At 73.0% G+C, this 26,059-nt stretch carries 17 protein-coding genes; 1 reads left to right on the top strand and 16 read right to left on the bottom strand.

From position 1 onward, the window contains the following. Window positions 1–92 precede the first annotated feature (92 nt). From ACWEQG_RS28180 to ACWEQG_RS28130, 11 genes are all read right to left on the bottom strand, one after another. Window positions 93–872, bottom strand: a complete 780-nt coding sequence (locus ACWEQG_RS28180) for a cupin domain-containing protein (protein WP_452289246.1) — start codon at window positions 870–872, stop codon at window positions 93–95. Window positions 873–887: 15 nt separating this feature from the next. Continuing rightward, entirely contained in the window at window positions 888–2,162 is a 1,275-nt protein-coding gene (locus ACWEQG_RS28175; RefSeq protein WP_363466419.1) for an MFS transporter, read from the bottom strand. Next, the gene (locus ACWEQG_RS28170) at window positions 2,159–3,385 is read right to left on the bottom strand and encodes an ATP-grasp domain-containing protein (protein ID WP_363466422.1); all 1,227 of its coding nucleotides are present in this window, start codon (window positions 3,383–3,385) and stop codon (window positions 2,159–2,161) included. Before ACWEQG_RS28170 ends, ACWEQG_RS28175 begins: the two co-directional genes overlap by 4 nt. A gap of 298 nt (window positions 3,386–3,683) precedes the next feature. After that, entirely contained in the window at window positions 3,684–5,177 is a 1,494-nt protein-coding gene (locus ACWEQG_RS28165; protein WP_452289245.1) for an MFS transporter, read from the bottom strand. A gap of 63 nt (window positions 5,178–5,240) precedes the next feature. Beyond that, window positions 5,241–6,698 (bottom strand): FAD-dependent oxidoreductase, encoded by a 1,458-nt coding sequence (locus tag ACWEQG_RS28160; RefSeq protein WP_452289243.1) that lies wholly within the window; start codon window positions 6,696–6,698, stop codon window positions 5,241–5,243. Continuing rightward, window positions 6,695–8,875 (bottom strand): molybdopterin oxidoreductase family protein, encoded by a 2,181-nt coding sequence (locus ACWEQG_RS28155; RefSeq protein ID WP_452289241.1) that lies wholly within the window; start codon window positions 8,873–8,875, stop codon window positions 6,695–6,697. Before ACWEQG_RS28155 ends, ACWEQG_RS28160 begins: the two co-directional genes overlap by 4 nt. 199 nt (window positions 8,876–9,074) lie before the next feature. Beyond that, window positions 9,075–10,157 (bottom strand): 3-deoxy-7-phosphoheptulonate synthase, encoded by a 1,083-nt coding sequence (gene aroF / locus ACWEQG_RS28150; RefSeq protein ID WP_363466431.1) that lies wholly within the window; start codon window positions 10,155–10,157, stop codon window positions 9,075–9,077. A gap of 181 nt (window positions 10,158–10,338) precedes the next feature. Beyond that, on the bottom strand, window positions 10,339–12,024 hold the full coding sequence (locus tag ACWEQG_RS28145; RefSeq protein ID WP_452289239.1) for a class I adenylate-forming enzyme family protein: 1,686 nt from the start codon (window positions 12,022–12,024) through the stop codon (window positions 10,339–10,341). 12 nt (window positions 12,025–12,036) lie between these two features. Next, window positions 12,037–13,041, bottom strand: coding sequence for a prephenate dehydrogenase/arogenate dehydrogenase family protein (locus ACWEQG_RS28140; protein WP_452289237.1), 1,005 nt, complete (start codon window positions 13,039–13,041; stop codon window positions 12,037–12,039). Between the two features lie 2 nt (window positions 13,042–13,043). Beyond that, entirely contained in the window at window positions 13,044–15,116 is a 2,073-nt protein-coding gene (pabB, locus tag ACWEQG_RS28135; protein WP_452289235.1) for an aminodeoxychorismate synthase component I, read from the bottom strand. A gap of 55 nt (window positions 15,117–15,171) precedes the next feature. Further along, window positions 15,172–15,480 (bottom strand): chorismate mutase family protein, encoded by a 309-nt coding sequence (locus ACWEQG_RS28130; RefSeq protein ID WP_363466441.1) that lies wholly within the window; start codon window positions 15,478–15,480, stop codon window positions 15,172–15,174. Window positions 15,481–15,823: 343 nt separating this feature from the next. On the opposite strand from ACWEQG_RS28130, the gene ACWEQG_RS28125 reads away from it, so the two are divergent. Beyond that, complete coding sequence (locus ACWEQG_RS28125; protein WP_452289233.1) at window positions 15,824–17,110, top strand: ATP-grasp domain-containing protein; 1,287 nt, start codon at window positions 15,824–15,826, stop codon at window positions 17,108–17,110. 92 nt (window positions 17,111–17,202) lie between these two features. Here ACWEQG_RS28125 and ACWEQG_RS28120 read toward each other — a convergent pair whose 3' ends face one another. The 5 genes from ACWEQG_RS28120 to ACWEQG_RS28100 form a co-directional block, all read right to left on the bottom strand. Then, window positions 17,203–19,821, bottom strand: a complete 2,619-nt coding sequence (locus tag ACWEQG_RS28120) for a discoidin domain-containing protein (RefSeq protein ID WP_452289231.1) — start codon at window positions 19,819–19,821, stop codon at window positions 17,203–17,205. Between the two features lie 343 nt (window positions 19,822–20,164). After that, entirely contained in the window at window positions 20,165–21,349 is a 1,185-nt protein-coding gene (locus ACWEQG_RS28115) for an ROK family protein (protein WP_452289230.1), read from the bottom strand. Between the two features lie 186 nt (window positions 21,350–21,535). Continuing rightward, window positions 21,536–22,603, bottom strand: a complete 1,068-nt coding sequence (locus ACWEQG_RS28110; protein WP_452289228.1) for a nitronate monooxygenase — start codon at window positions 22,601–22,603, stop codon at window positions 21,536–21,538. Between the two features lie 9 nt (window positions 22,604–22,612). Continuing rightward, window positions 22,613–24,016, bottom strand: a complete 1,404-nt coding sequence (locus ACWEQG_RS28105; RefSeq protein ID WP_452289227.1) for a lyase family protein — start codon at window positions 24,014–24,016, stop codon at window positions 22,613–22,615. Further along, window positions 24,013–26,028 carry an FAD/NAD(P)-binding protein gene (locus ACWEQG_RS28100; RefSeq protein ID WP_452289225.1) on the bottom strand — a complete coding sequence of 672 codons (2,016 nt, stop codon included), beginning with the start codon at window positions 26,026–26,028 and terminating at the stop codon, window positions 24,013–24,015. The genes ACWEQG_RS28105 and ACWEQG_RS28100 overlap by 4 nt, the downstream gene beginning before the upstream one ends. Between the last annotated feature and the right edge of the window lie 31 nt (window positions 26,029–26,059).

The raw sequence follows: 26,059 nt of genomic DNA, 5'->3' as shown, positions 1-26,059 counted from the left end.
TATGAGAAACGCGAGGATGCACCCGATACCTCTCGGATTGCATGAGGCGGATTTTCCACCCCTATTTTTCCCCACCGCTACGACCGTTCGTGCTACAAATCCGGCAAATCATCGGCCAGATATGACGGAATTCCTGCCACGGAACCGCCGAACACGACGAAGCGGCTGGCGAGGTGGCCCGAGTGGGGGTTGCGGGCGCCGTGCCGGACGCCCGGCGGCGCGAAGACGCCGTCGCCCGGTCCCAGGTCCACCCACCGGTCGTGCAGGTAGAACTGTCCCTCTCCCTCGAAGACGAAGTACGCCGCCTCGTTCTCCTCGTGCGGGCGGACGCCGAGCGTCTCCCCCGGCTGCATGATGCCGCAGCGCAGGCAGAGCCCCGCACGGCCGGCCCCCGGCCGGAACAGGACGTTCGCGGCAGGCGGGGTCAGCCAGGTCTCGCCGTTCCACAATGAGCGGAACCGGGCCGGGCCGGCGCCGGGCCGGACAGTGCCGGCCGGGCCGTCCTCGGACGGCACGGCGCTCCAGACGTAGACGGTCATCTCCCGGTCGCCGGCCGACAGCGAGTACGTTCTGCCGGCGGGCGAGTACAGCGCCGAGGCGGCGCGCATCCGGCTGATCTCGTAGCCGACGGTGCCCACGCCCGCGCCGGCCAGCACGACCGCGATCTGCTCGGCCGCCGCCGCGCCGGGCGGTGACCACTGGCGGCCCGCGGGAATGCGGACCGCGTCGACGGCGGCGTGCCGCGCGCCGGCGTGCGGGCCGGTCACCGGGCTCACGAAGCAGTCGCCGTGGCGCCGATACTCCAGCTCCGCGGCCCGCAGCACCGCGCCGGTGCCATGCCTGGCGCCGGTCTCATGTCTGGTCAGGTTCATCGGGGCTCTCCCGGATCACACCCGCGCGAGTTCGGCGCGGGCGGCGGAGGGGGTGAGGATCGCGCGGTACTGCCAGATGATGACCAGGCCGAACACGCCGTACAGCGCGGCCATGCCCCACGGCGGGAGGACCGAGCCGATCGTGATGCACAGTGACGCGACGACCAGGGCCACCCGGATGTTGAGGTTGTAGACCGCCATGTAGCGGGTGCGGGACGCGGCCGGGACCATGTCGGCGAGCAGGGCCTGCCGCACCGGCACGTCCATGAGCTCACCCACGGTGAGCACCAGCGCGGCCACGAGCAGGACCCAGCCGGTGTCGCTGACGGCCAGCACCATGTATCCCGCGGTGAACAGCCCGGCCCCGGCGTACATCCGGACGCGGTCGGGCACCCGGCGCAGCACCAGGTGCGCGACGAGCGCGAGCGCCACGACGAGCACGGTGTTCTCCGCGCGGAGGATGCCGAGCATCTCGACGCCGTCCACCCGGACCGCCCAGGACCCGATCGCCAGCAGGTTCTGCTCCGGCAGGTCCCTGGCCAGCCGTACGCCGATGTAGTTGATCAGCTGCAGCTCGATGGACATGAACAGCGTGGCGGCCACCAGCAACCGGCCGAAGGCGCGGTCCTGGAGCACCAGCCGGTAGCCGGAGGCGAAGTCCCGCAGGATCGAGCCGCGTGGCTGGGCCGCCGCGCCTGTCTCCTCCTCGGTCTGCTCCGGCTTGGTCTCCGCGATCAGGAAGTACGTGGCCGCGGCGATCGCGACCGTGCCCCCGGCGGCCAGGGCGAGCAGCAGCGTGAAGTGGCCGTTGTAGAGGAAACCGCCGAGCAGCGCGCCGAAGGCCAGCGCGAGGTTGATCGACCAGTAGTTGATCGTGTAAACGAGCTTGCGGCTCTCGGGGGTCGTGACGTCGAGGATCATCGCGTCGTTGGCCGGCATCGCGAAGCTCGCGGCGAACTTGTTGACGAGGTAGCCGCAGTAGACGAGCGCCGGGCTGTGCCAGGCGGGCGAGTCGGCGACCGCCATCAGCGCGAACGTCAGGCAGACGCCGGTCTCGCCGAGCAGCAGCGTGCGCCGCCGCCCGCGGGTGTCGGACATGTGCCCGCCCGCCAGCGTGCCCACGACGCCGAGCACCATGACGGTCACGACCAGTACGCCCGCGATCGCCACGCCGTACTCGAAGGCGAGGTAGATGGCCATGAACGACATGACCATCGAGTCGAGCAGGCGCTGCAGGAACCCGACCGCGATGCGGATCCTCAGATTGGGATGGAGCGCGGACAGGTTCACGACGGCACGCCCGCCCCGGCCGCGACGGGCTCGGCCACCTCGGCGCGTACGAGCGAGTGGACGTGCCGCGCCCGGGCGACGGCCTGCTCCTCGGTCTCCCCGGTCACCACGACGAAGCCGTGCCGGGTGCGCCAGTCGACCGTCTCCGGGATCCGGTCGCCCGGCCGGAAGGGGAACTCCAGCATGTCCACGAAGTCGAGCGCCCTGGCCTCCTCCACGCCCGCCACGGCGCGGACCTCGCCGGGGGTCAGGCTGAAGTAGGAGATGTGGGCGACCGCCCGGCGCTCCACCGCGCCCGGCGGCCTGCCGCCGAGGATCCGGAAGACGGCCCGCTCGATGTCGAGCCCGGTGGCGAGCTGCACCAGGCGCGGGATCTGGTCGCCGCCGAGCCGCGCCTGCGACTCGACGATCCGGGGGCCGGCGGCGGTCCAGATGATCTCGGTGTGGGCCGGGCCGGTCTGGTATCCGGTCAGCCGCAGCATCTCGGCCGTCAGCTCGGCCATCGCCGCCGTGTCCGGCCCGGCCTGTGCGGGGTGCACGTGCCCGGCCTCGACGAACAGCGGCGGCGGGCCGAGCACCTTGCGGGTGACGCCCACGATCTGGTGGCGGCCGTGGTCGCTGAGCGACTCCACGCTGTATTCGGGGCCGCGCAGATACTCCTCGACCAGGACCGGGCCGCGGTAGCCGTAGGAGTCGAGCAGCGCGCCCCATTCGGCGACCTGGCCGGGCTCGCGCAGCAGGTACACGCCCCGGCTGCCGGCCAGCTCGGTCGGCTTGACGACCACCGGCAGCTCGAAGCCGCCGAGCAGGCCGGGCACGTCCTGCCAGCGCGCCGCGTGGGCGAACCGCACCGGGGACAGGTCGTGCTCGGCGAGCAGCCGGCGCAGCTGGAGCTTGTCGTTGAGCAGTTCGACCGACCTGGCCGGGTTGACCGCCTTGCCCAGGTCCTCCGCGATGCGGTAGGTGGCGAGCATGCTCTCCTCGGCCCCGATGTGGTAGACGAGGTCGGCGCCGAAGTCGCGCACGGCCTGCCGTACGGACCGGTCGAACGCGACGGGGTCGGCGAAGTCGGTGAGCACGAGGGCGTCGGCGAGGTCGGCGATGCCGGCCAGGTAGTCCGGCGTCTGCAGGGTGGGATCCCAGATAGCGCAGATCCGGTGCCCCTCCTCACGGGCCTTGATGACGAACGCCCGGTAGGGCATGACCATGACGAGGTCGCTCATCCGGGATCCTCCTTTCTTCTGTGGCGGCGGTCGGGGTCAGTAGGGCAGCTCGCGTCCGGACGGCGTGCGGAGATCGGGCGAGTTCGACTGGGGCTTCCTGGTCGGCTTGCTCACACGGATGCGACGTGCCATCGAAATCCCTCCAAATCCCCGTACGAGCCTGTTTCGCGGGCCCTATGACCAGCACGTTGGCACGCACCCATGGCCGCCACAACGGCCGCGCACCCTAATGACCGGGCCGGATGACGGAAGGGGCACACGGCCTACAACTTTGGTTACGCCGGAGTGCTACGAAAATTCACACCCGCGCGTAGGCGAAGCTCGGCGCGTGGCTCGGCCCGCGCCGCAGGTAGGTCCACCACGTGAGCCCGGCGAGCAGCACGTAGGAGCCGACGAAGATCCACAGGGCGGGCAGCGACCAGCCCGCGTGCTCCTGGGCGACGCGGGCCGCGGCGGCGCCGGTCGCCCCCTTCATCGCGCTCGCCGCCTCGGTGCTCGCCAGGCGGAACACCTGCTGGATCAGGAACCCGCCGAACGCGCCGATCGCCCCGGCGATGCCGATCACGGCCGCGGCCCTGCGCTTGTAGTCCGTCGCGGTCAGCGCCGGGTCGAGACCGCGTACGGCCGCCTCCCTGCGCCCCAGCTCGCCGAAGATGACCGGAATCATCCGGTACGTCGAGCCGTTGCCCACGCCGGAGCAGGCGAAGACGATTAGGTAGGCGCAGAAGAACAGGCCGAAGTCATGGCGGATCACCCCGCCCGCCGCCGCGACCGTCGCCACCACCATCCCGCCGAAGACGGCCAGCGTGACCCGGGCGCCGCCGTACCGGTCCGACAGCCGGCCCCCGAGCGGCCGGGCGACCGACCCCGCCAGCGCTCCGACGAAGCCGAGCCCGGCGAGGTAGTCGCGCACGAACGGGTGCTGGGCGAGGAACTCCGGGAACGTCGTCCTGATCACCAGCGGCAGCGCGAAGGAGAACCCGATGAACGAGCCGAACGTGCCGACGTAGAGCAGCGACACGATCCAGGTCTGCCCGTGCCGCAGCGCCGCGGCGTACGACCGGGGGTCGGCCTTGGCCTCGGCGAGGCCGTCCATGAACAGCCAGGCGCAGACCGCGGCCAGCACGATGAACGGCATCCAGACCAGCCCGGCGTACGCGAGGTGGACCCGCGTGCCCGACGCCGCCACCGGCACCCCGGCGACGACCACCAGCGGCACCAGGAGCTGGACGACCGCGACGCCGAGGTTGCCGCCCGCCGCGTTGAGGCCGAGTGCGAAGCCCTTGCGCCGCTCGGGATAGAAGAACGAGATGTTCGCCATCGAGGAGGAGAAGTTGCCGCCGCCGACGCCGGCCACGGCGGCGCAGGCGAGCAGGATCCAGAACCTCGTGTCGTGGTCCTGCGCGGCCAGCCAGCCGCTCGGCACGACGAACGCCAGCAGCGAGGACGGGATCAACAGCAGCGCCGCCGAGATCGTCGTCCACACCCGGCCGCCGAAGCGCGGCACCGCGAACGTGTACGGGATCCGGATCGCCGCGCCCACCAGGTTGGGCGCGGAGACGAGCCAGAACGACTCCGACACGCTCATCGGGAGCCCCGCGGCGGGCAGGCTCAGCACCACCACCGACCACAGCACCCAGATCGCGAAGCCCAGGTGCTCGGTGAAGACCGACAGGATCAGGTTGCGCCGGGCCACCCGGCGTCCGGTGGTCTCCCAGAACTCCTCGTCCTCCGGGTTCCAGTGCTCGATCCAGCCGCGGCCGCGCCGGGCGGCCCTGGTTCGCGCGCTCATGTGCGTCTCCTCGTCAGGCGGTTCTCGGAGTCGGGCGTTGTCGGAGTCGGGCGTTGTCGGAGGTCAGGCGTTCTCGGACTCGGCGAGCCAGCGGGCGATGCCGCACACCGCGTCGGCGCAGGTGCCGCACCCCGTGGTGGCCCGGGTGGCGGAGGCGAGCGCGGTCACGTCACGGGCCCCCGACCGCCACGCGGCGGCCAGGGCGTCCTTGCTGACCGTGTTGCAGCGGCACACCACGCTCGTCCCCGGCAGCGCCGCCGCGTTCCCCTCGCCGGGGGCGGCGCCCTCGCCGTACGGCATGGCCCGGCCGAGCAGCAACGCGAGCCGGTCGGGCGGCACGGGCAGCCCGCGGTCGTAGAACTGCGTGATCGCGGCGGCGGCGTCGGGCACGCCGATCGCGATGGCCCCCGCGACCCGCTCGTCGCGGACGACGAGCTTGGCGTAGCGGCCCCGGGCCGGTTCGCTCAGCCACAGCACCTCGGCGCGCGGGTCGTCCGGCGCGGCGTGCACGTCGCCCAGCGCGGCCAGGTCCACCCCGCTCGCCTTGAGCCGGGTGACCACCTTCGTGCCGCGGTACGGCGACCGCGTGCCGGTGAGCAGCGCGGCCAGCGCGGCGGCCTGCTCCCAGGCGGGCTGCACCAGGCCGGCCACCGTGCCGGGATGCCGCGCGCAGTCGCCGATGGCGTGGATCAGCGGGTCGCTCGTGCGCAGGTCGTCGTCGACCAGCACGCCGCCGTCGACGGTGAGCCCGGCGGCGGACGCCTGCTCGGTCTGCGGGCGCACCCCGGCCGCCACGACGAGGAGGTCGGCGGCGACCAGCCGGCCGTCGTCCAGCTTGAGCCCGTCGCCCGGCAGGTAGCGGGCCGCCCGCGAGTTCAGCAGCACCCGCACGCCGAGACCGCCGAGGACCCGGGCGAGCACCTGGCCCGCGCCGTGGTCGAGCTGGCGCTCCATGAGGTGGCCGGTGTGGTGGACGACGGTGACCGCGTTGCCGCGCGCCGCCAGGCCCCTGGCCGCCTCCAGGCCGAGCAGGCCGCCGCCGAGCACGGCCACCCGCACGCCGCCCCGCGCCCCGGCCGTGATCGCGGCGCAGTCGTCCAGCGTGCGGAACGTCGCCACGCCGGGGGCCGGGCCGCCGTCGTCGCCGAGCAGGCCCTCCACCGGCGGCAGCCACGCGCGGGCGCCGGTGGCCAGCACGAGCACGTCGTAGCCGACCCGTGTGCCGTCGTCGAGCACGACATGGCGCCCGGCGCGGTCGATCGACACGACCGTCCGGCCCCGCCGGACCTCGACGCCGTGCCCGGCGCCCCAGTCCTCCTCCTGCAGCCGCACCGACTCGGCGGACATCGCGCCCGCCAGCACGTTCGACAGCAGGACCCGGTTGTACGGCGGGTGCGGCTCCTCCCCGATCGCGACGATCGCGACGCGCTCCCCCATCGGATCCCGGCGGCGGATCTCCTCCGCCAGCCGGGCGCCGGCCATGCCGTAGCCGGCGATCACGACCTTGGTGACACCGGTCATCGCGCGGCCTCCCGTTCCGCCGCCGGCGACAGCCGTACGGCGCAGACCTTGAATTCGGGCATCCGGCTGACGGGATCGAGCGCCGGATTGGTCACGAGGTTGGCGCGCTGGGCGCCCGGAAAGTGGAACGGCAGGAAGACCACGTCGGGCCGCATCGACGGCACGCAGCGCACCCTCGCGAGGACCCGCCCGCGCCTGCCGACGACCTGCGCCGCCGCGCCGTCCCGCAGCCCGGCCCGCCGCGCGGTGTCCGGATGCACCTCGACGTACGCCTCGGGCACGGCCGCGCGGAGCTCCTCCACGCGCCGGGTCTGCGCACCCGACTGGTAGTGCTGGAGCACCCGCCCGGTGATGGCGTAGAGCGGGAACTCCTCGTCCGGCGGTTCGGCCGGCCCTCTGTGGTCCACGGAAGCGAACCTGGCCCGCCCGTCGGGATGGGCGAAGCGCTCCAGGAACAGCCGCGGCGTCCCCCGATGTCCCTGCTGCCGACGTCCCTGCCGCTCGTGTTCCTGCTCCTCGTGTCCGGGCTGCCGGGGGACCGGCACCGTCGGGACAGGCCAGTGGAGCCGCTCCCCGGCCCGCAGCCGGTCCCACGTCACACCCGAGTAGTCGGCCGGGCCGTCCTGCGAGGCCGCCCGCAGCTCGGTGAAGACCGTCTCGGGATCGGCGGGGAAGCGCCCGGGCGGCTGCCCGAGCCGTACGGCGAGGTCGTGCAGGACCTCCAGGTCGGTGCGCACCCCGGGCGGCGGGGCGAGCGCGCGGCGGCGCAGCAGCACGCGCCCTTCGAGGTTGGTCATCGTGCCGTCCTCCTCGGCCCACTGCGTTATCGGCAGCACCACGTCGGCGGCCCTGGCGGTCTCCGACAGCACGAGGTCGGCGACCACGAGGAGATCGAGCGCGGCCAGCCGGCCGGCCACCCTGCCCGCGTGCGGCGCCGACACCACGGGGTTGCTGCCGAAGACCAGCAGCGCGGACGGGCCGTCCGGCGTGCCGAGCGCGTCGAGCAGCTCGAACGCCGACCGTCCCGGGCCGGGCAGCGCGGAGGGCTCGACTCCCCACACCCGCGCCACGTGCGCGCGGGCCGCCGGGTCGTCGATTCGCCGGTAGCCGGGGAGCTGGTCGGTCTTCTGCCCGTGCTCGCGCCCGCCCTGCCCGTTGCCCTGGCCGGTCAGGCAGCCCCAGCCCGAGCCCCGGCGGCCGGGCAGGCCCAGCGCGAGCGCCAGGTTGATCCAGGCCCCGACCGTGTCCACACCCGTGGCGTGCTGCTCCGCGCCGCGCCCGGTCAGCACGTACGCGTTCGCGGCCCCGGCCAGGATCGCGGCGGCCCTGCGCTGGTCGGCGGCGGCGACGCCGGTCACCCGCTCCACCCGCTCCGGCCACCAGCCGGCGGCCACCCGCCAGGCCTCCTCGAACCCCGTCGTCCGGTCGCCGACGTACGCGTGGTCGAGGTGTCCGTCGGCCACGGCGGCGTGCAGGATGCCGAGCGCCAGCGCGAGGTCGGTGCCGGGGGCCGGCGCGAGGTGCAGCGCGGCGCGCTCGGCCGTGAGGGTGCGCCGGGGATCGACCACGATCAGCCCGCCGGCGTCCACGGCGCGGCGCAGGTGCGACAGGAACGGCGGCATCGTCTCGGCCGGGTTGGCCCCGGCGAGCAGCACCGCGTCCGCGCCGTCCAGGTCGGCCAGGGGGAACGGCAGCCCCCGGTCGAGCCCGAAGGCGCGGTGCGCCGCGGCCGCCGCCGACGACATGCAGAACCTGCCGTTGTAGTCCACCTGGGAGGTGCCGAGCGCCACCCGGGCGAACTTGCCGAGCAGATAGGCCTTCTCGTTGGTGAGCCCGCCGCCGCCGAAGACCGCCACGGCGTCCGGCCCCCGTGCCGCGACGATCTCCTTGATCCTGCGGGCCACCAGGCCGAGGGCCTCGTCCCAGCTCGCCGGGCGCAGCGTCCCGCCGTCTCGCACGAGCGGCGTGGTGAGCCGGGCCGGCGAGCCGAGCAGGGCCGCGGCGGTCCAGCCCTTCTGGCACAGGCCGCCCTCGGACGGGTCGCGGGGCCGCACCCGGACCGAGGCGCGGCCCGCCGGGCTGAGGGTCATGCCGCACTGCAACGCGCAGTACGGGCAGTGAGTGTCGACGGCACCGACAGCGGCGTCCGCCGGGCGCGTGCTCGTCGCCGCGCGCATCGCTCCACCTCCTCGACCGGCACTCGTACGCAGCCGGGCCTGGTCGTGTCCAGTGATCTTTTTCGCCTACTGCGGTCGCCCAGATGGCGCCTCGCTGCGTTCTCGTCGTCGCCCATAGCTCCGCTATGGCCTCCTCCTCGGCCTTGCGAGGCATCCACCTGGACGATCCTCGCTACGGCAAAAGATCACGGGACACTCCCTAGACGACGTCGGGAGTGAGGGCGTCGTGAATCTCGGAGTAGTCGGCGGCCGGGGCGGGGGCCATCCGGCGGCCGACGCCGAGCGCCAGCATCTCCAGCCGGTTCATCAGCCGGGCGAAGTCCTCGGGCAGCAGCGCCTGCTTGCCGTCGCACAGCGCCTGCTCGGGCTGGACGTGCACGTCGACCAGGAGGGCGTCCGCGCCCGCGGCCACGGCGGCCAGCGTGAGCGGCTCGATCAGCTCGGGGATGCCGAGCGAGTGACTGGGGTCGACCATCACCGGCAGATGGGTGCGCCGCTTGAGCAGCGCCACCGCCGACAGGTCGAGCGTGAAGCGGGTGGCCCCCTCGAACGTCCTGATCCCCCGCTCGCACAGCACGACCTGGTCGTTGCCCTCGGCCAGGAGATACTCGGCCGCGGTGAGCAGTTCGTCGACCGTGCAGCCGAAGCCGCGCTTGAGCACGACCGGCATGCCGCTGCGGCCCACCTCGATCAGCAGCTCGAAGTTCTGCATGTTGCGGGTGCCGATCTGGAAGCCGTCGACCACCTCGGCCATCCGGTCGACGTGCCGGGGATCGACGACCTCCGTGAGGATCGGCAGGCCGGTCTCCTCCCTGGCCTTCGCCAGGAGCTCCAGGCCCGCCCACTTGAGGCCCTGGAAGGAGTACGGCGTGGTGCGCGGCTTGAACGCGCCGCCGCGCAGGCCGACCGCGCCGTGCCGGGCGACGGCGGCGGCCGTGGACATCATCTGCCCGGGGTTCTCCACCGCGCAGGGCCCGGCGAAGACCGCGATGTCCCCGTCCCCGATCACGGCGGGGCCGATGGAGACGACCGTGCCCGAGGGGAACAGCTCACGCCGGCCGAGCCGGAAGCCGCCGCCCGCCCGTACGGTCTGCCGCGGCCGGGGCAGGTCGGCCGGGGCGGGCAGCAACGTGGCGGGCCCCTGGGCCACTATCACGTCCGCCCCGCCCAGCCGGTAGGTCCTGGCGGTGGTTCCGGTGGAGTCGAAGTGCCGGGCCCACCCGGCGAAGCCGGACGGATCGATCGTCGAGTCGAACACCAGCAACAGCTCGGCGTCAGTCATGGGAATCCTCTCCACATCCGTGTGGTCGGGTCTGTCATGGGGGTCGGGCCGGCGGTCGCTTCCGCGTGCACGCCGCCGGGCCGGGCCTTGGGGGGAACCTCCGGCCCGGCGGCGCGGATCAGGTGTGAATCGTGTGCGGATCGCGTGCCGATCGCGGGATCGGGCGCCGGGTGCGGGGAGATCAGACGAAGACGTCGGTGAGGATCGTGCCGAGCGTCTTGCCGCCGTTCTCGCGGATGTAGGTGGACAGCGAGCTGTACTTCTCCCGCAGCCGGCGCTTGAGGACCTTGCCGGTGACGCCGACCGGGAAGTCCTCGTCGTTGCGCGCCACCTCCAGCATGGTCAGCTCGGGGTGGCCGGCGGCCTTCAGCTTCTCGTTCGCCTCGTTGAGCAGCCGCTGCGCGTCCGGCCTGGCGGCGCTGGACGTCACGACCGCCACCGGGACCGTGCGGCCGCGATGGATGCCCGCCACCACGGCGCAGTCGAGGACCTCGGGCAGGTCGTTGAGCAGCAGCTCCTCCATGAAGACCGAGTAGCCGGTGCCGCTCGGGGTCTCGATGGCGTCCACCGCCCGGTCGACCTGGAAGTAGTTGCCCGCCTCGTCGCGGTACGCCATGTCGCCGGTCAGCCAGTAGCCCGACAGCTTGCTGCGGTAGGTGGTGTCGGAGTCGCTCCAGTATCCGGCGGTGATCGCCGGGCCCTTCGCGCCGAGCAGCCCGACCTCGTTGACGTCGGCGACCGTGCCGTCCCTGCGCAGCACGGCGACCTCGGCGACGCCGACCGGCTTGCCCACGCACCGGTCGTTGCGCTCGTCGGCCAGCGTGCGGACCTTCAGCAGCACGCCCCAGCCCAGCTCGGTGGTGCCGAGGCGGTCGAAGAACGCGGCCGGCGGCAGCGACGGGTCGCGCATGGCCAGGATGCCCTTGATGTGCTTCTCGTGGACCGCGTCGCCGATGGAGATCCAGACGTTGACCGAGTCGATCGCCCCGGCCGGCAGGTCCGCGCCCGCCAGCTCGGCGTACGCGTGGCCGAAGGCCATGACGGTCGTCGGGCGGTACTTCTCCACGGCCTTGGCCAGCTCGGGGCCGCTGGTGTCGAACCAGGGCACGAGGGGCGTGCCGCCCAGCACGGCGTACGTCGTGTAGGCGATGCAGCCGAGGTGCGACTGCGGCAGAGCGGTCATCATCACGGCGCCCGGCTGCTCGTGGTGGTCCACGAGGCGGAAGCGGGGACCGGCCACACACGAGCGGTGGGTCTGGATGACCGGCTTGGGCCGCCCGGTGGTGCCGGAGGAGTGCAGGATCGAGACCGGGTCCTCGCCGACGTGGCGGAAGCGGGCCTCCTCCGGCAGCGCGGCGTGCGGCGGCGCCGGCAGCTCCTCGGCCACCTGCGTCCACCGCAGGCCGGGCAGCAGGTGGAACTCCTCGCCGAGGATCTCCAGGTGGGCGATGTCGGTGTACATGCCGACCGGGTTGGTCTGGCGGCACAGCTCGGTGGCGATGTACCGCGACGCCTTGCTGTTGACCAGCACCGCCACCGCGCCGATCTGGGCCAGCGCGTAGAAGTGCAGGGAGTAGGCGAAGGAGTCCTCCAGGTAGATGGCCACGCGGTCGCGGGGGCGTACGCCCTGGCGCAGGTACCACACCGACCAGCTCTGGGCCAGCTCGTCCAGCTCCAGCAGGCTGAACTCGGTCTGCTGCTCACCCCGGGTGTTGGTCAGCGGCCGGCCCAGGTGGATGAACGGCAGCTCCGGGTGCGGGTTCGCCGCGATGGCCTTCGTCAGCAGGTTGCCGCCGCCGAGGTCCGGGTCGGCGGCGAACCTGGCGCGCTGCTCCGGCGTGAGGACGGTCTCGTGGGAGATGGTCATCGGTCTCACCTTTCAGTCGGTCGTGACGGGGCGTGACGTGCTCGTAGAGGGGTTGGGCTGGTACGGGCGCAGTGCGCCGAACATCTCGGCGCAGGTGTCGCGGTAGAAGCCGAGATCGGGGCCGAGGAGATCGCGCAGCCCGCCCAGGGCCGCCGCGAACTCCGCCTCCCCGTCCGACGGGCCGTCCGCCGGGCCGTCGAGGAGGCCGGCGAGTGTGCGCACGCCTTCCGCGAGCGCCGCGCGGGCGGCGGCGGCCTGCGGGTTGGCCGACTGGACGTCCCAGTACACCTCCGGGGTGCCCGAGGCGATCCGGGCCAGCAGCGCGAGCAGCGTGGCGTGCGGCGGCGGGGCGACGGCTGCCAGTTCGGCGACGCCGACGCCGAGGCGGGCCAGCGCGAAGCCGAACGACAGCACCGCCGCGTGGGTGAGCGCCTGCGTCGCCGCGGCCAGCCGGTCGTGCTCGTGCGCGCCGAGCCGTACGGCACGGCCGCCCCAGCTGTCGACCAGCCGCAGCAGCGCCCGGGTGCGGGGACCGTCGTGGATCACGACGGCGGCGACCGGCCGCCCGGCGAAGCCGAGTGAGGGAGCGAACATCGGGTTGAGACCGGCCGCCTCGACGTCCCCGGCGTGCGCCCGGATCGCCTCGGCGATCGGGCCCTTGACCGAGAGCGTGTCGGCGAGCAGCGCGCCCGGCCGCATCGCGGCGGCGACCTGCTTCACCGCCGCCAGGGCCACCGGCTCGGGCACCGCGAGCAGGACGAGGTCGGCCCGCCCGATCTCCTCGGCGAGATCGGGCCCGATGTCCGTGATGTCGCCCCGCAGGAACCTCGGTTCCCCGGCACTGTGCTGCTCGGCTCCGGGCTGCTCTGCGCTGGACTGGTCGATTCTGGGCGCGGGGTCGACGACGACCACCTCGGCGCCGGACTTCAGCAGGTGTTCGGCGAACAGGCCGCCCACCGCGCCCGCGCCGCCCACGACGACGCAGCGCCGCAGCAGGTCCGTCTCCCCGCGGGTCATGGTCAGGCCCCCACGGTCTGGGCCGCGGTGGCCAGCACCGCGGTGATCATGGCACGGGACTTGACGACGGTCTCCTCGAACTCCTCCTCGGGGTCCGACAGGGCGACGATCGCGCCGCCGACGCCGAAGCTGACCCGGTCCCGGGTGGCGACGAGGGTGCGGATGATGATGCTGAGGTCGGCGGCCCCGCCCAGGGAGAACCAGCCGAGCGCGCCGGAGTAGGCGCCGCGCGGGCCCTCCTCCAGCCGGTCGATGATCTCCATTGTGCGGATCTTGGGCGCGCCGGTCATCGACCCGCCGGGGAAGGCGGCCCGCACGCAGCTCACCACCGACTCCTCCGGGCGCAGCGTGCCGCGGATGGTGGAGACGAGCTGGTGCACCGGCGCGTACGTCTCGACGTGGAACAGCCGGGGCACGTGCACCGACCCGACCTCGCAGACTGTGTTGAGGTCGTTGCGGATCAGATCGACGATCATGAGGTTCTCCGCGCGGTCCTTCTCGCGGCTGAGCAGGTCGTGGCGGAGCGCCTCGTCCTCCTCGGGCGTCGCGCCGCGCGGCCGGGTGCCCTTGATCGGCTTGGACTCGGCGACCCGGTCGGGGCCGATCGTCATGAACCGCTCGGGCGAGGCGCTCAGCACCGCGACGTCGGGGAAGTCGAGCAGCGCGCCGTACGGCACCGGGCTGATCGTCCGCAGGTGGCTGTAGGTCCGCAGCGGGTCGATCTCGGCGCGGACGGTGACGGCGTTGGTCAGGCAGATCTCGTAGGACTCGCCGTGGTAGATCTCCTCCAGGCAGTCGCCGATCCGGCTGAGGTAGCCCTGCTTGTCGTGCCGCAGCTCCACCGCGTCCGCGATGGCCGGATCGGTCATGCCGACGCCGGCGAAGGCGGCCGGCTCGGACGGCTCACGCCTGGGCAGGGAGAACAGCCGGGCGCCCGTCTCGTCCAGCCAGGCGAGCGCGTCGCCGGCGTCCGGTCCCCCGTCCTTCGTGAGCGCGAGCAGGTAGCTGACACCCTCCACGTCGTCGAGCACGAGCATCCGGTCGGCGAAAAGCAGCGCCGCGTCGGGCTCCTCGGCCTGGTGCGCGGCCTGGCCGCCCGCCTCCGCCTTGAGCTCGTAGCCCAGGTAACCGACGTACCCGAGGTTGAAGTCGAACGGCAGGCCCTCGCCCGCGGGCACGGCGCGCTCGCGCAGCCGCTCGTCCAGGTACTCGAAGAACGGCTGCTCGACGCGCTGCGCGGGTCCGCCGGACCGCCTGACGGTGACCGCGCCCTCCGCCACCCGGTAGGTGACGTACTCGGCGAGCGGCCCGGAGCCGTCGCCCATGAACGAGAATCGCGACAGCCCCTCGATCACCGAGCTGCTGTCGAGCCAGAAGCCGTGCTCCTTGCCCGCGAACAGCTCGCGGTAGGCGGTCTCCGCGTCCGGCAGCAGCGGCAGCCTGCGCACGTGCACCCGGTACGGCGAGCGGGCGGCCGCTGCGGCCTCCCGTCTGGCGCGGCCATGGGCCAGCGCGAGGTCGCGGAAGTTCGCCAGCAGCTCGCGGCCGTGCTCGCTGCTGATCGACTCGGGGTGGAACTGCACGCCCCAGACGGGCTCGGTGCGGTGCCGGACCCCCATGACCACGCCGTCGTCGGTCCAGGCCACGGCCTCCAGCTCGTCCGGCAGGTCGGTGGCCGCCAGCGAGTGGTAGCGCACGACCGAGAACGGCGAGGGCAGGCCCGCGAAGATGTCGGCCCCGGTGTGGCGCACCTGCGAGACGCGGCCGTGCATCGGCTGCGGGGCGTGGGTGACGGTCCCGCCGAACAGGTGGCAGATGCCCTGGTGGCCGAGGCAGACGCCGAGCACGGGCAGCCCGCTCTCACGGATGGCCCGCGCGCTGACGCCGAAGTCGCGGGCCCGCTCGGGCCGGCCGGGCCCGGGAGAGATCACGACGCTGTCGAACTCGTGGATCGGCACCTGCGACCAGTCGGCGTCGTTGCGCACCACAACCGGGGGCTGCCCGTTCACCTCGCCCAGGAGTTGGTAGAGGTTGTAGGTGAACGAGTCGTAGTTGTCGATCAGGATCGTTCTCATTCCGGGGTTCCTCCAAGCCGTGTCGGAATAGCCGGGTGAGCCGCCGGCGCCGCGCTCACCGAGCGGCGACATCGCCGATCACCAGGTCCTCGACCCTGCAGGTCTCCGCGATGACGAGTTCGTAGAGCCGGCGCAGGAAGTCGGGGTCGATCCCGTGGTCCTGCGCGTACAAGGCGGCCCGCCGCTGCACGATGCCGATGCGGTGGGGCTGCATCATCGGGACGTCGTGCTCGCGTTTGAAATGCGCGATTTCGACGCAGCACTCGATACGCCTGCGCAGCGTGTCGAGCAGCGACGCGTCGATACGGTCGAGCGAGGCCCGCAGCGTCTCCAGACCGTCTTCTCCGGCGCCGTTGCCAGCCATGTGAACAGCCCTCCAATCGGGGGTGCACGGGATGTTCCGGCCCTGTCGGGCTAATTCAGGATTCGATCTGGCGCCTATTTCTCACAACCCCTAACGGCCCCACAGCGCGGCCGGGCGATCCCAGGTGACCTCGGACTTCTCGATGCCCCCGGCCCGGTCCGGCGGAAGAGTGGCCGGCGACCCCGGTTCACCCCTATCGGGAAACGACTCGTCCCGAATTATCGGGAAATTTTATTGACCGGCCCGAAACCACGGAACTAGCCTCCGGTCGCGTGAGCATGTGAGAGAAACGGCGGTGGCGAAAGTGAAACCTCGGGCATTCGTTCTTACCGGATCATTCCTGGTGATCTGCCGGGCCCCTCTATATCTGCGCGAACTGTCCCGCCGGGGGCTGCGGATCCTCGTGGTCACCCCGGCGTCCTGGCGGGAGCAGGCGATGGCCCAGATGCGCGACCCCGCGCACCCGGCCTCGGTCATCGAGGAGATCGCCTTCACCGACGGCGACGTCAACACGGAGAACTCGTTCACCGCCGGCGTGATCTCCGGCGTACGCGCCTGGCGGGACCGCTACGACATCGCGGGCGTCTACGCGGTCGGCGAGACGCTGGTCGAGCCGACCGGCCTGCTCGCCGACGCCCTGGGGCTGCCCTCCCCCGGCCTGCGGGCCACCCGCGCCTGCCGCAGCAAGTATCTGCAGCGGTGGTACCTGCCGGAGTTCAGCCCGGCCTCGGCGGTCGTCCCGCCGGCCGCGCGTGCCACGTTCCCCGCGGACGGCGTGTCGTTCCCCGTCGTGGTCAAGCCCACCGGCCGCCACTCCAGCTCGGGCGTGGAGACCGTGGGCGACCCGGCCGAGCTGCGCGCCCAGCTCGACGCGTACCTGCCGCACGAGACGGTGCTGGTGGAGGAGAAGGTGACGGGCCAGGAGTTCTCCGTGGAGAGCCTCGTCCAGGACGGCCGGATCGTCTTCGCCTCGGTGACCCGCAAGGAGACGACCGAGTCGGGCGCCCGCACCTTCGTCGAGCTGTCCCACTCGGTCCCGAACGAGCTGGACGGCGTGGACGGGGTCATCCTCGACGCCAACCGGCGCATGCTCGAACGGCTGGCCTTCGGATGCGGCATCGCGCACGCCGAGTGGCGGGTGGACGGCACGGGCCGGCCGTACCTGATGGAGGTCGCCGCGCGCACCCCCGGCGACGGCCTGTCGATCCTCTACTCACTCGCGACCGGCGCTCCGATGGAGCCCGAGATCGTCCGCATCGCCCTCGGGGAGCCCGCGGCCTACCCCGCGCCGCGCCGGTACGCGCGGCAGGTCTACCTGGAGCACGAGCCCGGGCGGCTCGGCGACGTGACGGTGGACTGGCCGGGGATCTCGCCGGTCTGGGTGGGCGAGGGCGGCCTGTGGCCCGAGATCGCGCCCGGCGCCCCGGACGACCCGCCCACGCTGCGGGCGGTGCTCGTGCTCAAGGACCGCGGCGCGGAGCTCGGCCCGCTGCACAGCTCCGACGACCGCGCCGTGACGTTCCTCATCGACGCGCCCACCCCGGCCGAGCTGGACGAACTCGAGATGCGCGTACGGCACGCCCTGCGGATCCACACGCTCGCTCCCGAGCCCACCGGCCTGCGGATGTGAGCCCGGCGAACGCGCGGCTTTCCGAGAATGCGGGGCGCGGCGGGAGGCGATGAGCCTCCCGCCGCGCCCGGCTTTTCAGGGGATGCGGGCCGTCAGGGGTAGCTGACGACGTTGACCGGGACGGTGGCCGTGCCCTGGGCCGGGCCGCCCGTGTCGTTGATGACGTGGGCGATCGTGCCGACGCCGCCCAGCGACACCGTGAGCAGGTCGTGGAACTTCACACCCGGCCTGTTGGGGGCCTCGAAGCCGCGCTCGGCCACGATCGAGGGATCGGTGCTGAAGTTGCAGTAGCTGCCCATCCCCCAGGCCTCGTGGCTGGTGACGGAGTCGGCCACCTTGTAGGCGGCGTAGCCCCGGGTCGAGCCGTTCATCCAGGACGCCTGGTTCGGGGGGTCGTACGGCAGCTCGTTCTGGAAGAAGATCGTCCTGCCGCCCTGGCCGTTCCAGATCACCTCGTACTTCTTGTAGTGCTCGACGAACAGGCCGTACGCCGTCACGTTGTCGCCGTTGACGATCAGGCCGGTGTCGGCAGGGTTGGTGTTCCAGCCGACGCCCGCGCCGTGGTCGGCCCGCCACGCCCAGATGTGGTCGATGATCGTGTTGTCGCTGTTCACGACCAGGCTGGTGGTGGCCGAGCCGGGACCCGCGCCACCGATCCGGAAGAACACGTCCTGGATGGAGATGGGGTTGGCGGCGTGGCTCGCCGAGGCGTTGTCGGGGCCGACTCGCATCAGCACCGGCGAGTTGACCGTGCCGGCGTCGAGGAGCAGGCCGGCGATCTTCACGCCGTCGACGTCGGCGACGTTCACCGCGACGACGCCGTTGTCCGGGATCAGCGTGGCGTAGCCGATCCCGAGGACCACCGTGTCGGGCCGGGTCACGTTGAGCGTCTGGTTGAGGTGGTAGACGCCCGGCGTGAACAGCAGGTTGAGGCCCTGGCTCAGCGCCTGGTTGAGCGTGGCGGCGCTGTCGGACGGCTTGGCGACGTAGAACTGCGTGAGCGGGATCGACGTGCCGGGGGTCGCGCCGTTCGCCCAGCTCACGCCGCTGGAGTTCGTCCGCAGCGACGGGACGAAGACGCGGTACGCGCCGCCCGAGTCCACGTACAGGTAGGGCTTCTCCCGGGTGACCGGGCTGGTCGCGAGCGTCGTGTACGGCGGGTTCGGGAAGCTCTGCGCCGGGGCGCCGACGACGCCCGAGAACACCATGTTCCAGACGCCGTTGGTCCAGCCGCCGATGGTGCTGTCGCGGGTGAACCACTGCTGCTGCGAGTACGGGCCCACCGTGCCGTCGATCTTGCTGTCGGCGATGTAGCCGCCGCTGGCCCAGCCGTACCCGTTGGGGGCGAGGTTCAGCCCGCCGCGCACGTGGATCCGCCGGAACGGCGCGGCCTGGGCCACGGCCCACCGGTCGGTGCCGTTGACCGGCACCACGGCCAGGTTCTCGGCCGAGCGCCAGAAGTTCTGGGTCGCGTTGCCGTTGAACCACCCGGCGTCGACGGTGATGTCACCGTTGATCGTGACGTTGTCCGGCGACTGGCCGAGGCCGGCGATCGAGGTGTAGAAGCCGATCTGGGCGTTGAGGCCGCTGTAGGTGCCCGGCTTGAACAGCAGCGCGTACCGCTGGCTGCCGAACTGGTTCGACTCCTGCTGCCTGAAGATGGTGTCGAGCGTGCTCTGGATGCTCGCGCTAGACATGGAGGGGTCGAAGATCCTCACGTTCGGCCCGAGGTCGCCGCCGCCCGGGAGGGTGGGGCCGTCGTCACCGCCGCCCGTGGTGTTGACGGCGAACTCCCAGAGCGAGTAGCCGTACGCGGTGGCCCGGGTCAGGCCGTACATCCGGACGTACCGGCCGGTGGCCGACACGTCGAGCGACTGCGTCCCGCTCACGCCGTTCACCGTCGCGGTGGCGTCCGACCAGGCGGAGCCGTCGGCCGACACCTGGATCTTGAAGGTCTGGGCGCGGGCGGCCTCCCAGTTCAGGATCACCTTGCAGATCTGCTGCGAGCTGCCGAGGTCCACCTGGATCCACTGCGGGTCGCTGAACGCGCTCGACCACCGGGTGCCGGTGTTGCCGTCGAAGGCCGCCGACGCCGGCGACGCCGCGTTCTCCGTCGAGGAGGCCGACGCCGGTTTGCCCTGCGCGACGTTCGCGGTGCCACACGTGGTCCCACTGCCACCCGACGTGGTGTTCACGGCGAACTCCCAGAGCGAGTAGCCGTACGCGGTGGCCCGGGTCAGGCCGTACATCCGGACGTACCGGCCGGTGGCCGACACGTCGAGCGACTGCGTCCCGCTCACGCCGTTCACCGTCGCGGTGGCGTCCGACCAGGCGGAGCCGTCGGCCGACACCTGGATCTTGAAGGTCTGGGCGCGGGCGGCCTCCCAGTTCAGGATCACCTTGCAGATCTGCTGCGAGCTGCCGAGGTCCACCTGGATCCACTGCGGGTCGCTGAACGCGCTCGACCACCGGGTGCCGGTGTTGCCGTCGAAGGCCGCCGACGCCGGCGACGCCGCGTTCTCCGTCGAGGAGGCCGACGCCGGTTTGCCCTGCGCGACGTTGGTCGTGCCGCAGGCCGCCGCCGCGGCGCTGTAGGTGGAGGGGACGACGCCGGCCACGGCCGCGAAGGTCGTCAGGGCGGCGAACCCGGCGGCGACCAGGCCGGCCCGCCGGCGCCGGGGCCGGGAATGAGGCCATGAGGATGGAGGCATGCACGTCTCCTTGGGTGCGGAGCCCCTCGGACGAGGGTTGGGGGATGAGAGAGGTCCAGCGGACCGAGAGTGCGCTCCTTCACCCGCTTATGTCAATGCTTAGTTCACACCGCGAAATATGTCTTGACTGAAATGGACTTCCGGGTGCTACTCTCCGGGAGAGCGCTCTCCAATCCGGTCCCCGACCGATTCGCGCCCCGCCGATGCGGGTCGTTCCCCACGGCCGCCTCCTCCCCGATACGGCCGCGCAGACGGGAAACGCCCGCGGGTGCGACCCCCCGGGCGCGAATCGGTCCCCACCTTCGCAGGGGGGTGCAAGATCGAGGGAATTTCGGCCGAGGCGTCAGCCGGCCGCGGTGATCCTGGCCACCTGAGGCGCGTTGAGGAACTCCTCCAGGACGAGCGTGGCGGCCCCCAGCGCGACCGCGTCGGGACCGAGACGGCCCAAGACGATAGACGTCGCGGCGTACGGCTCGGCCAGCGAGTTGGCCGCGGTGGCGCGGCGGATGCCGGGCAGCAGGCTCTCGCCGAGCTGGACCCCCACCCAGCCGCCGATCACGATCTTCTCGGGGTTGACCAGGTTGACGAGATTGGCCAGGCCGACGCCGAGATAGGTGACGGTCTCCTCCACCACCGGCGACTTCGACGCGAGCACGCGGGCGAGGTCCTCCTCCCAGTCGCCCCCCGAGGTGACCCCGGCCCGGTCGAGGATGGCCTCGATCCCGATGTAGGCCTCCAGGCAGCCTCGTCCGCCGCAGCGGCAGGGCCGCCCGTTCGCCACGATCTTCGTGTGCCCCCACTCCCCGGCGCTGCTGCTGACCCCGCGGAACGTGGTGCCGTCGGCCACGATCGTCGCGCCCACCCCCACGCCGAGCAGCACGATGACGGCGTCCGAGGCGCCCCGGCCCGAGCCGAACCACAGCTCGGCCTGGCCCATCGTCTTGGCGCCGTTGTCCACGTACAGCGGGAGCGAGGTGCCGCGGCGCAGGAGCGCTCCAAGCGGGACGCCGTCCCAGCCGAAGGTCTTGGCGTGGATGACACCGTCCGCGCCCGGCTCGACGATGCCGGGGACGCCCACGCCGATGCCGAGCACCTGCTCGGGGGAAACGCCCGCGTCGGACAGCACGACCTCGACGCCCGAAAGGATGTGCCGGGCGACCAGCTCGGGATCGTGCCGGGCCGGGCGCAGCATGTAGTCCACCTTGGCCCGCTCGGTCATCTCCAGGTCGAACAACCCCACCCGGACGTGCGTCTCGGCGACGTCGACGCCCACCGCGAAGCCGTACTCGGGATTGACGCGCAGCAGCACGCGGGGGCGGCCGCCGTCCGACTCCACCTGGCCCGCCTCGACCACGATGTTCTCGCCCAGCAGGTCGGCGGTCATCGTGCTGACCGTGGCGGCGCTCAGGCCGGTGCGCGCGGTGAGGTCGTTGCGGCTGGTCGGGCCGGAGAAGTAGAGCGCGCGCAGCAACACGGCCCGGTTGCCTCTGCGGATGTCCCGCACCGTCCTGCGCTGAGGCCTCGCCATGACCAACCTCCCCGTCGACACGGTCATCTTAGTTCAGAGGCGAAAACAAGCACCCGTGCCCTCCGCCGACCTCTTTCACCGTCGCATCTCCGGGTTACCCGCCCATTACGCCGCCGTGTCGTCCCCACCCTTCTTCCAGGCCGTGAAGCAACGTCAGTACTCCGACCATGGACATCCAAGGGGCGGTCAGGCGCGGGCGGCCGCGAGTTCCCTCATGAGGGCTTCGACGAGGGCGGCGGCGGGGAGGTCGCGGGAGCGGCGGTACCCCTCGCCGCACCACAGGGCCATCGCCTCGGGGTCGCCGTGCTCGGCCGCCGCGCGGCGCAGCCCCTTCGTCAGGTGATGCACCTGGGGGTAGCACGCGGGCGCCGACGCCTCGTGCTCGGCCATGAACCGGTTGGCCAGGCCGCGCGCCGTACGTCCGGAGAAGGCCCGGGTGAAGGCGGTGCGGGTGAACCGGGGATCGGCGAGGGCGGCCTTGTGCACGGGGTGCGCCCCGCTCTCCGGGGTGCGCAGGAAGGCGGTGCCCAGCTGCGCGGCGACCGCGCCCGCGGCGAGGACGGCGGCGACGTCCGCACCGTCCATGATCCCTCCGGCGGCCACGAGCGGCACGCCGGTCGCCTCCCGCACGAGGGCCACGAGTTCCGGCAGGTCGCCGGGCGCATTCCAGGTGGGCGGCGGGGGGAGGAAGGCCGCCTGGTGCCCGCCTGCGCCGGGGCCCTGCACCACCACCGCGTCGGCTCCGGCCTCGGCCGCCGCGACCGCCTCCCACGGGGTGTTCACCATGACCATGACGACGCTCCCGGCGTCGTGGAGGCGGGCCGTCACCTCGGGCTGCGGGCAGCCGAAGGTGAAACCGGCCACCGGCACCCGCTGCTCCACCAGCAGGTCGATCTTGGCGTCCCATTCGTCGTCGTCCCGGGCGGGCGCCTCGGGCAGCGTCACGCCGTACCGCCCGGCCTCGGGGGCGAGCTCGTCGCGATACCGGGCCACCGCCGCGTCGTCACCGGACCCCTGCCGCGCGGCCTCGGCGTCGGGGACGAAGACGTTCACCCCGAACGGCCGGTCCGTCCGCCCGCGCACCGCCGCGATCTCCCGGCGCACGTCCTGCGCCGTACGGTAGCCCGCCGCGAGGAACCCGAGACCGCCCGCCCCGGACACCGCCGCCGACAGAGCCGGGGTGGACGCGCCGCCCGCCATGGGCGCCTGGATGATCGGGCTCGACGGCCCGAAGGGAAGGGCGCGACCGGTCACGGGACCTCCTCATTCGTCGTGACAGCAGCGTAGAACGCGGTCGACGAGCGCTCCGGCGGCCCCTGTGTATCCGGCGGGATCGAACAGCCCGGCCAGGTCCAGCCCCTCGGGCACGACTGTGAGCTCACTCAGCACCTCTGCCACGGGACGGCCCGACGCGGCGGCGACCGCGGAGGCCTCCCCGAGCAGCCGCTTGGCGGCGGCCTTCCCCAGGACCGGCGCGAGCACGGCGGCCGCCCGTTCCGTGACGGTCAGGCTGCCGGTGAGCGCGAGGTTGGCCCGCATGCGCTCGGGGAACGCGACCAGCCCTCCGGCCAGTTCGGCCGTCACGGCGGCGGCGCCGCCGACCAGCCGCAGGCACTCGCGCAGCGGCTGCCACTCCGCGTGCCAGGCGCCCGCGGGGCGCTCGTCCTCGGCGAGCAGGCAGTGGCCTAGGGCCGCGGCGAGCGCGGGCACCTGGATCGCGGCCGACCGGACGAGGGTGGCGAGGACCGGGTTGCGCTTGTGCGGCATGGCCGACGAGACGCCCCGGCCGGGGGCGGCCGGCTCCACGACCTCGGCCACCTCGGTCCGCGACATCGACTGCACGTCGACGGCGATCTTCCCGAGCACCCCGGAGGTGAGCGCCAGCGCCCCGGCGAGGTCGGCGACCGGGATCCGCAGGACGTGCCAGGGGACCACCGGCTCGGCCAGCCCCACCTCGGCGGCGAAGGCCGCGATCAGCCGCTCCGGGTACGCCTCGGGGTCGGGCACCCCGGCGATCCGCGCGTACTCCACGTAGCCCGCCAGCGTGCCGGCCGCGCCGCCGAGCTCGGCGGGCAGTTCCGCGCGCACCCGCCGCAGCCGCGCCGCCGCCTCGCGTACGGCGTGCAGCCACCCGGCCGCCTTCAGCCCGAACGTCGTGGGCACCGCCTGCTGCGTCAGCGTGCGGCCCGGCATCAGCGTGTCGCGGTGCGCCGCCGCGAGCCCCGCGAGCGCGGCCGCGGCCCGGTCCAGGTCGGCGGTGATCAGGTCGAGGGTCCGGGCGGCCACCAGCATGGCGGCCGTGTCCATGATGTCCTGGCTTGTCGAGCCGCGGTGCACGTATTCGGCCGCGTCCTGGTCCACCGCCGCCACGGCGGCCGTCAGGTCCTCGACCAGCGCCACGACGGGGTTGGCCGCCTCGCGGGCGCGCAGCGCCAGGGCCGTCAGGTCGAGGCCGCCCCCCTCCGCCACCTTGCCGATCACCGTGCCGATCGTCTCCGCGACCTCCACGGGGACCACCCCCAGCCGGGCCTGCGCGCGCACCAGGGCGGCCTCCGCGTCGAGCATCGCGCGCAGCCACGCGCCGTCTCCGGTCGCCCGCTCCGCCGCCGTGCCCACCCGGACCGGGGACAGCAGGCCCACATCCAGGTCACCGTCGAGGTCGTTCACCGGACACCCGCCCGGGTAGCGCCGCAGGAGGCGGCGAGAGCCGTACGCGGTCCGGCGGCCACACGAGCGACCCTGCGACCACCCGCGAGGGCCCGCGCCGGCGTCAGCGTCAGCACGCTGCGGGCGATGGCGTCGGAGTCGCCCAGGATCACGGAGTTCACCCCCGGCCGCACCCCCGCCGCGGTCACCCAGTGGACCGACTCGGTCGGCACTCCGTACGCGAACCGGCGCGGGTGGGCCCGCCCGTCCGCGTCCAGCAGCCGATACGGCCGCCGGGTGACGGCAAGACCACCGGTCTCGTGGCCGTCCTCGCCGCGCCGCCCGCCGATCACGTACGCCCGGCACTGGCCGGTCCGGAGCAGGTGGCGCAGCAGGGGGTCGGCCGTGCGCCGCAGGTCGATCTCGGGCAGCCGCGCCTCGACGAGCACCCTGGCCCGTACGACGGACCCCGGCACGGCGGCCGACTCGGCCTCGAAGACGCCGTCGCGGGCGTGGACGCGCATGCCGGGACCGACGACGGTGAGCACGCCCGCCTCGACGAGCGCGATCATCTGCTCGACCCGCTCGGCCGGCGGCCCGATGGACAGGAACGCGTTGAGCGGCGTGTACCACCGGTCGAGGTCGTCGCGGTGCGAGCGCCCGGTGAGCCCGCCGTGGTCGACCACCTGCCTGACCTCGTTGCGCAGGTCGCGCAGCACGTCGAGGGCGGCCTTCAGCGGCCCGCTCACGTTGCCCGCGCGGGCCTGGGCCAGGTCGGTGCGCAGATAGGCGGTCAGCCACGCGCGCCAGTCGTCCGGGCCGGTGAAGCCGATCCCCCGGTACGGCTCGGCCACGCTCTCCCAGTCCCACCGGACCGCCGGCCCGATGCCGAAGGCGTCGAGCACCAGGGCCTCCCCGGCGTCGCCCCAGGGGCGGGCGAGGTAGGCGGCGCGGAAGCGGGCGGCGACGCACTCGCACTCCCGCCGCGCGAGGAGGGTGGCGTAGTAGACGGTTTCCACCTCCTTGGCGATCAGCGGCCACAGGTCGGCGCGGAAGTCGAGCCCGCCGCGAGCGGCCGAGCGCACGGCCAGCGACGCGATCCTGCCCGGCGTGAGCAGCAGCGGTTCGTGCCTGCCCTCGACGCCCTTCTCGTTCTCGCCCCTGGACTGGTACGGGATGCCCCGGCGCGATCCGGCGTACAGGCGGGGCTCGCGGCCGGAGGGCCGGTAGACGAGGCGGCCCGCCTCACCCCGCTCGAACCGGCCGCCGCGCCCGAGCGTCAGCAGCGCCATGTGGTCGAAGAAGTTGAGCCCGAGGCCGCGCAGCAGCACCGCCTCCCCCGGCCGCACGTCGCTCAGGTCGGCGTCTGCGGGGTTGGCCGGCGGCACGTGGACCAGGCCGTGGGCGGCGGCGTACGCGGCTGCCTCCCGCTCGGCGTCCGTGGGCTCGACCGGCAGGTGCCCCTGCGCCAGGACCACCGCGTCGAGCGAGCCGAGCACGGTGCCGTCCTCCAGCACCACCCGCTGCGCGCCGGTGCCGGGCACGTCGTCGAGCGTGGTCGCCCGGGTGGCGTGCACCCGCACCTCCACCCGCCGAGGCGCCCGCGCGACCACCCGCTCGAACACCCAGCGCAGGTAGCGGCCGTAGAAGGCGCGGCTGGGATAGGTGTCGGGCCCGAGCCGCCGCGCCTCTGCGAGCACGTCCTCCTCGACGCCGTCCGGGAAGAGCACCAGGTGGCGCGCCCACTCGTACAGGCTGGGGCCGGTCTCCAGCGGCCCGCGGATGTCGACGCTGGGGTCGGTGAAGAGCGTGACCTGCGAGGCGACGGTGTTCATCAGCAGCTGGCCGGGCTGGTCGGTGCGCCACACCTGACCGGCCCCCGGCGGGTAGGGATCCACGACGTGCAGCAGGACCCGTGCCCGCGGCGGCAGCCGCCGCGCGTTGGCGCACAGCCGCTCGACCACCGACATGCCGCGCGGCCCCGCTCCGATCACGCACACCTCGAACGGCCGGGTCGATCGTGTTGTGGACATCCGCTCCTCCAGTTCCCGTCTGTCGTGAGTC

This window comes from Microbispora sp. NPDC004025, from assembly GCF_053604425.1.
This window is presented reverse-complemented; position numbering and strand designations above follow the sequence as displayed.

Excerpts from the sequence above, each read along its gene's own strand:
- ACWEQG_RS28160 (WP_452289243.1), bottom strand. The coding sequence starts at position 6,698 with ATGACCGGTGTCACCAAGGTCGTGATCGCCGGCTACGGCATGGCCGGC.
- aroF (WP_363466431.1), bottom strand. The coding sequence starts at position 10,157 with ATGACTGACGCCGAGCTGTTGCTGGTGTTCGACTCGACGATCGATCCG.
- pabB (WP_452289235.1), bottom strand. The coding sequence starts at position 15,116 with ATGAGAACGATCCTGATCGACAACTACGACTCGTTCACCTACAACCTC.
- ACWEQG_RS28140 (WP_452289237.1), bottom strand. The coding sequence starts at position 13,041 with ATGACCCGCGGGGAGACGGACCTGCTGCGGCGCTGCGTCGTCGTGGGC.
- ACWEQG_RS28155 (WP_452289241.1), bottom strand. The coding sequence starts at position 8,875 with ATGCGCGCGGCGACGAGCACGCGCCCGGCGGACGCCGCTGTCGGTGCC.
- ACWEQG_RS28130 (WP_363466441.1), bottom strand. The coding sequence starts at position 15,480 with ATGGCTGGCAACGGCGCCGGAGAAGACGGTCTGGAGACGCTGCGGGCC.
- ACWEQG_RS28100 (WP_452289225.1), bottom strand. The coding sequence starts at position 26,028 with ATGTCCACAACACGATCGACCCGGCCGTTCGAGGTGTGCGTGATCGGA.
- ACWEQG_RS28120 (WP_452289231.1), bottom strand. The coding sequence starts at position 19,821 with ATGCCTCCATCCTCATGGCCTCATTCCCGGCCCCGGCGCCGGCGGGCC.
- ACWEQG_RS28170 (WP_363466422.1), bottom strand. The coding sequence starts at position 3,385 with ATGAGCGACCTCGTCATGGTCATGCCCTACCGGGCGTTCGTCATCAAG.
- ACWEQG_RS28145 (WP_452289239.1), bottom strand. The coding sequence starts at position 12,024 with ATGACCATCTCCCACGAGACCGTCCTCACGCCGGAGCAGCGCGCCAGG.
- ACWEQG_RS28180 (WP_452289246.1), bottom strand. The coding sequence starts at position 872 with ATGAACCTGACCAGACATGAGACCGGCGCCAGGCATGGCACCGGCGCG.
- ACWEQG_RS28115 (WP_452289230.1), bottom strand. The coding sequence starts at position 21,349 with ATGGCGAGGCCTCAGCGCAGGACGGTGCGGGACATCCGCAGAGGCAAC.
- ACWEQG_RS28165 (WP_452289245.1), bottom strand. The coding sequence starts at position 5,177 with ATGAGCGCGCGAACCAGGGCCGCCCGGCGCGGCCGCGGCTGGATCGAG.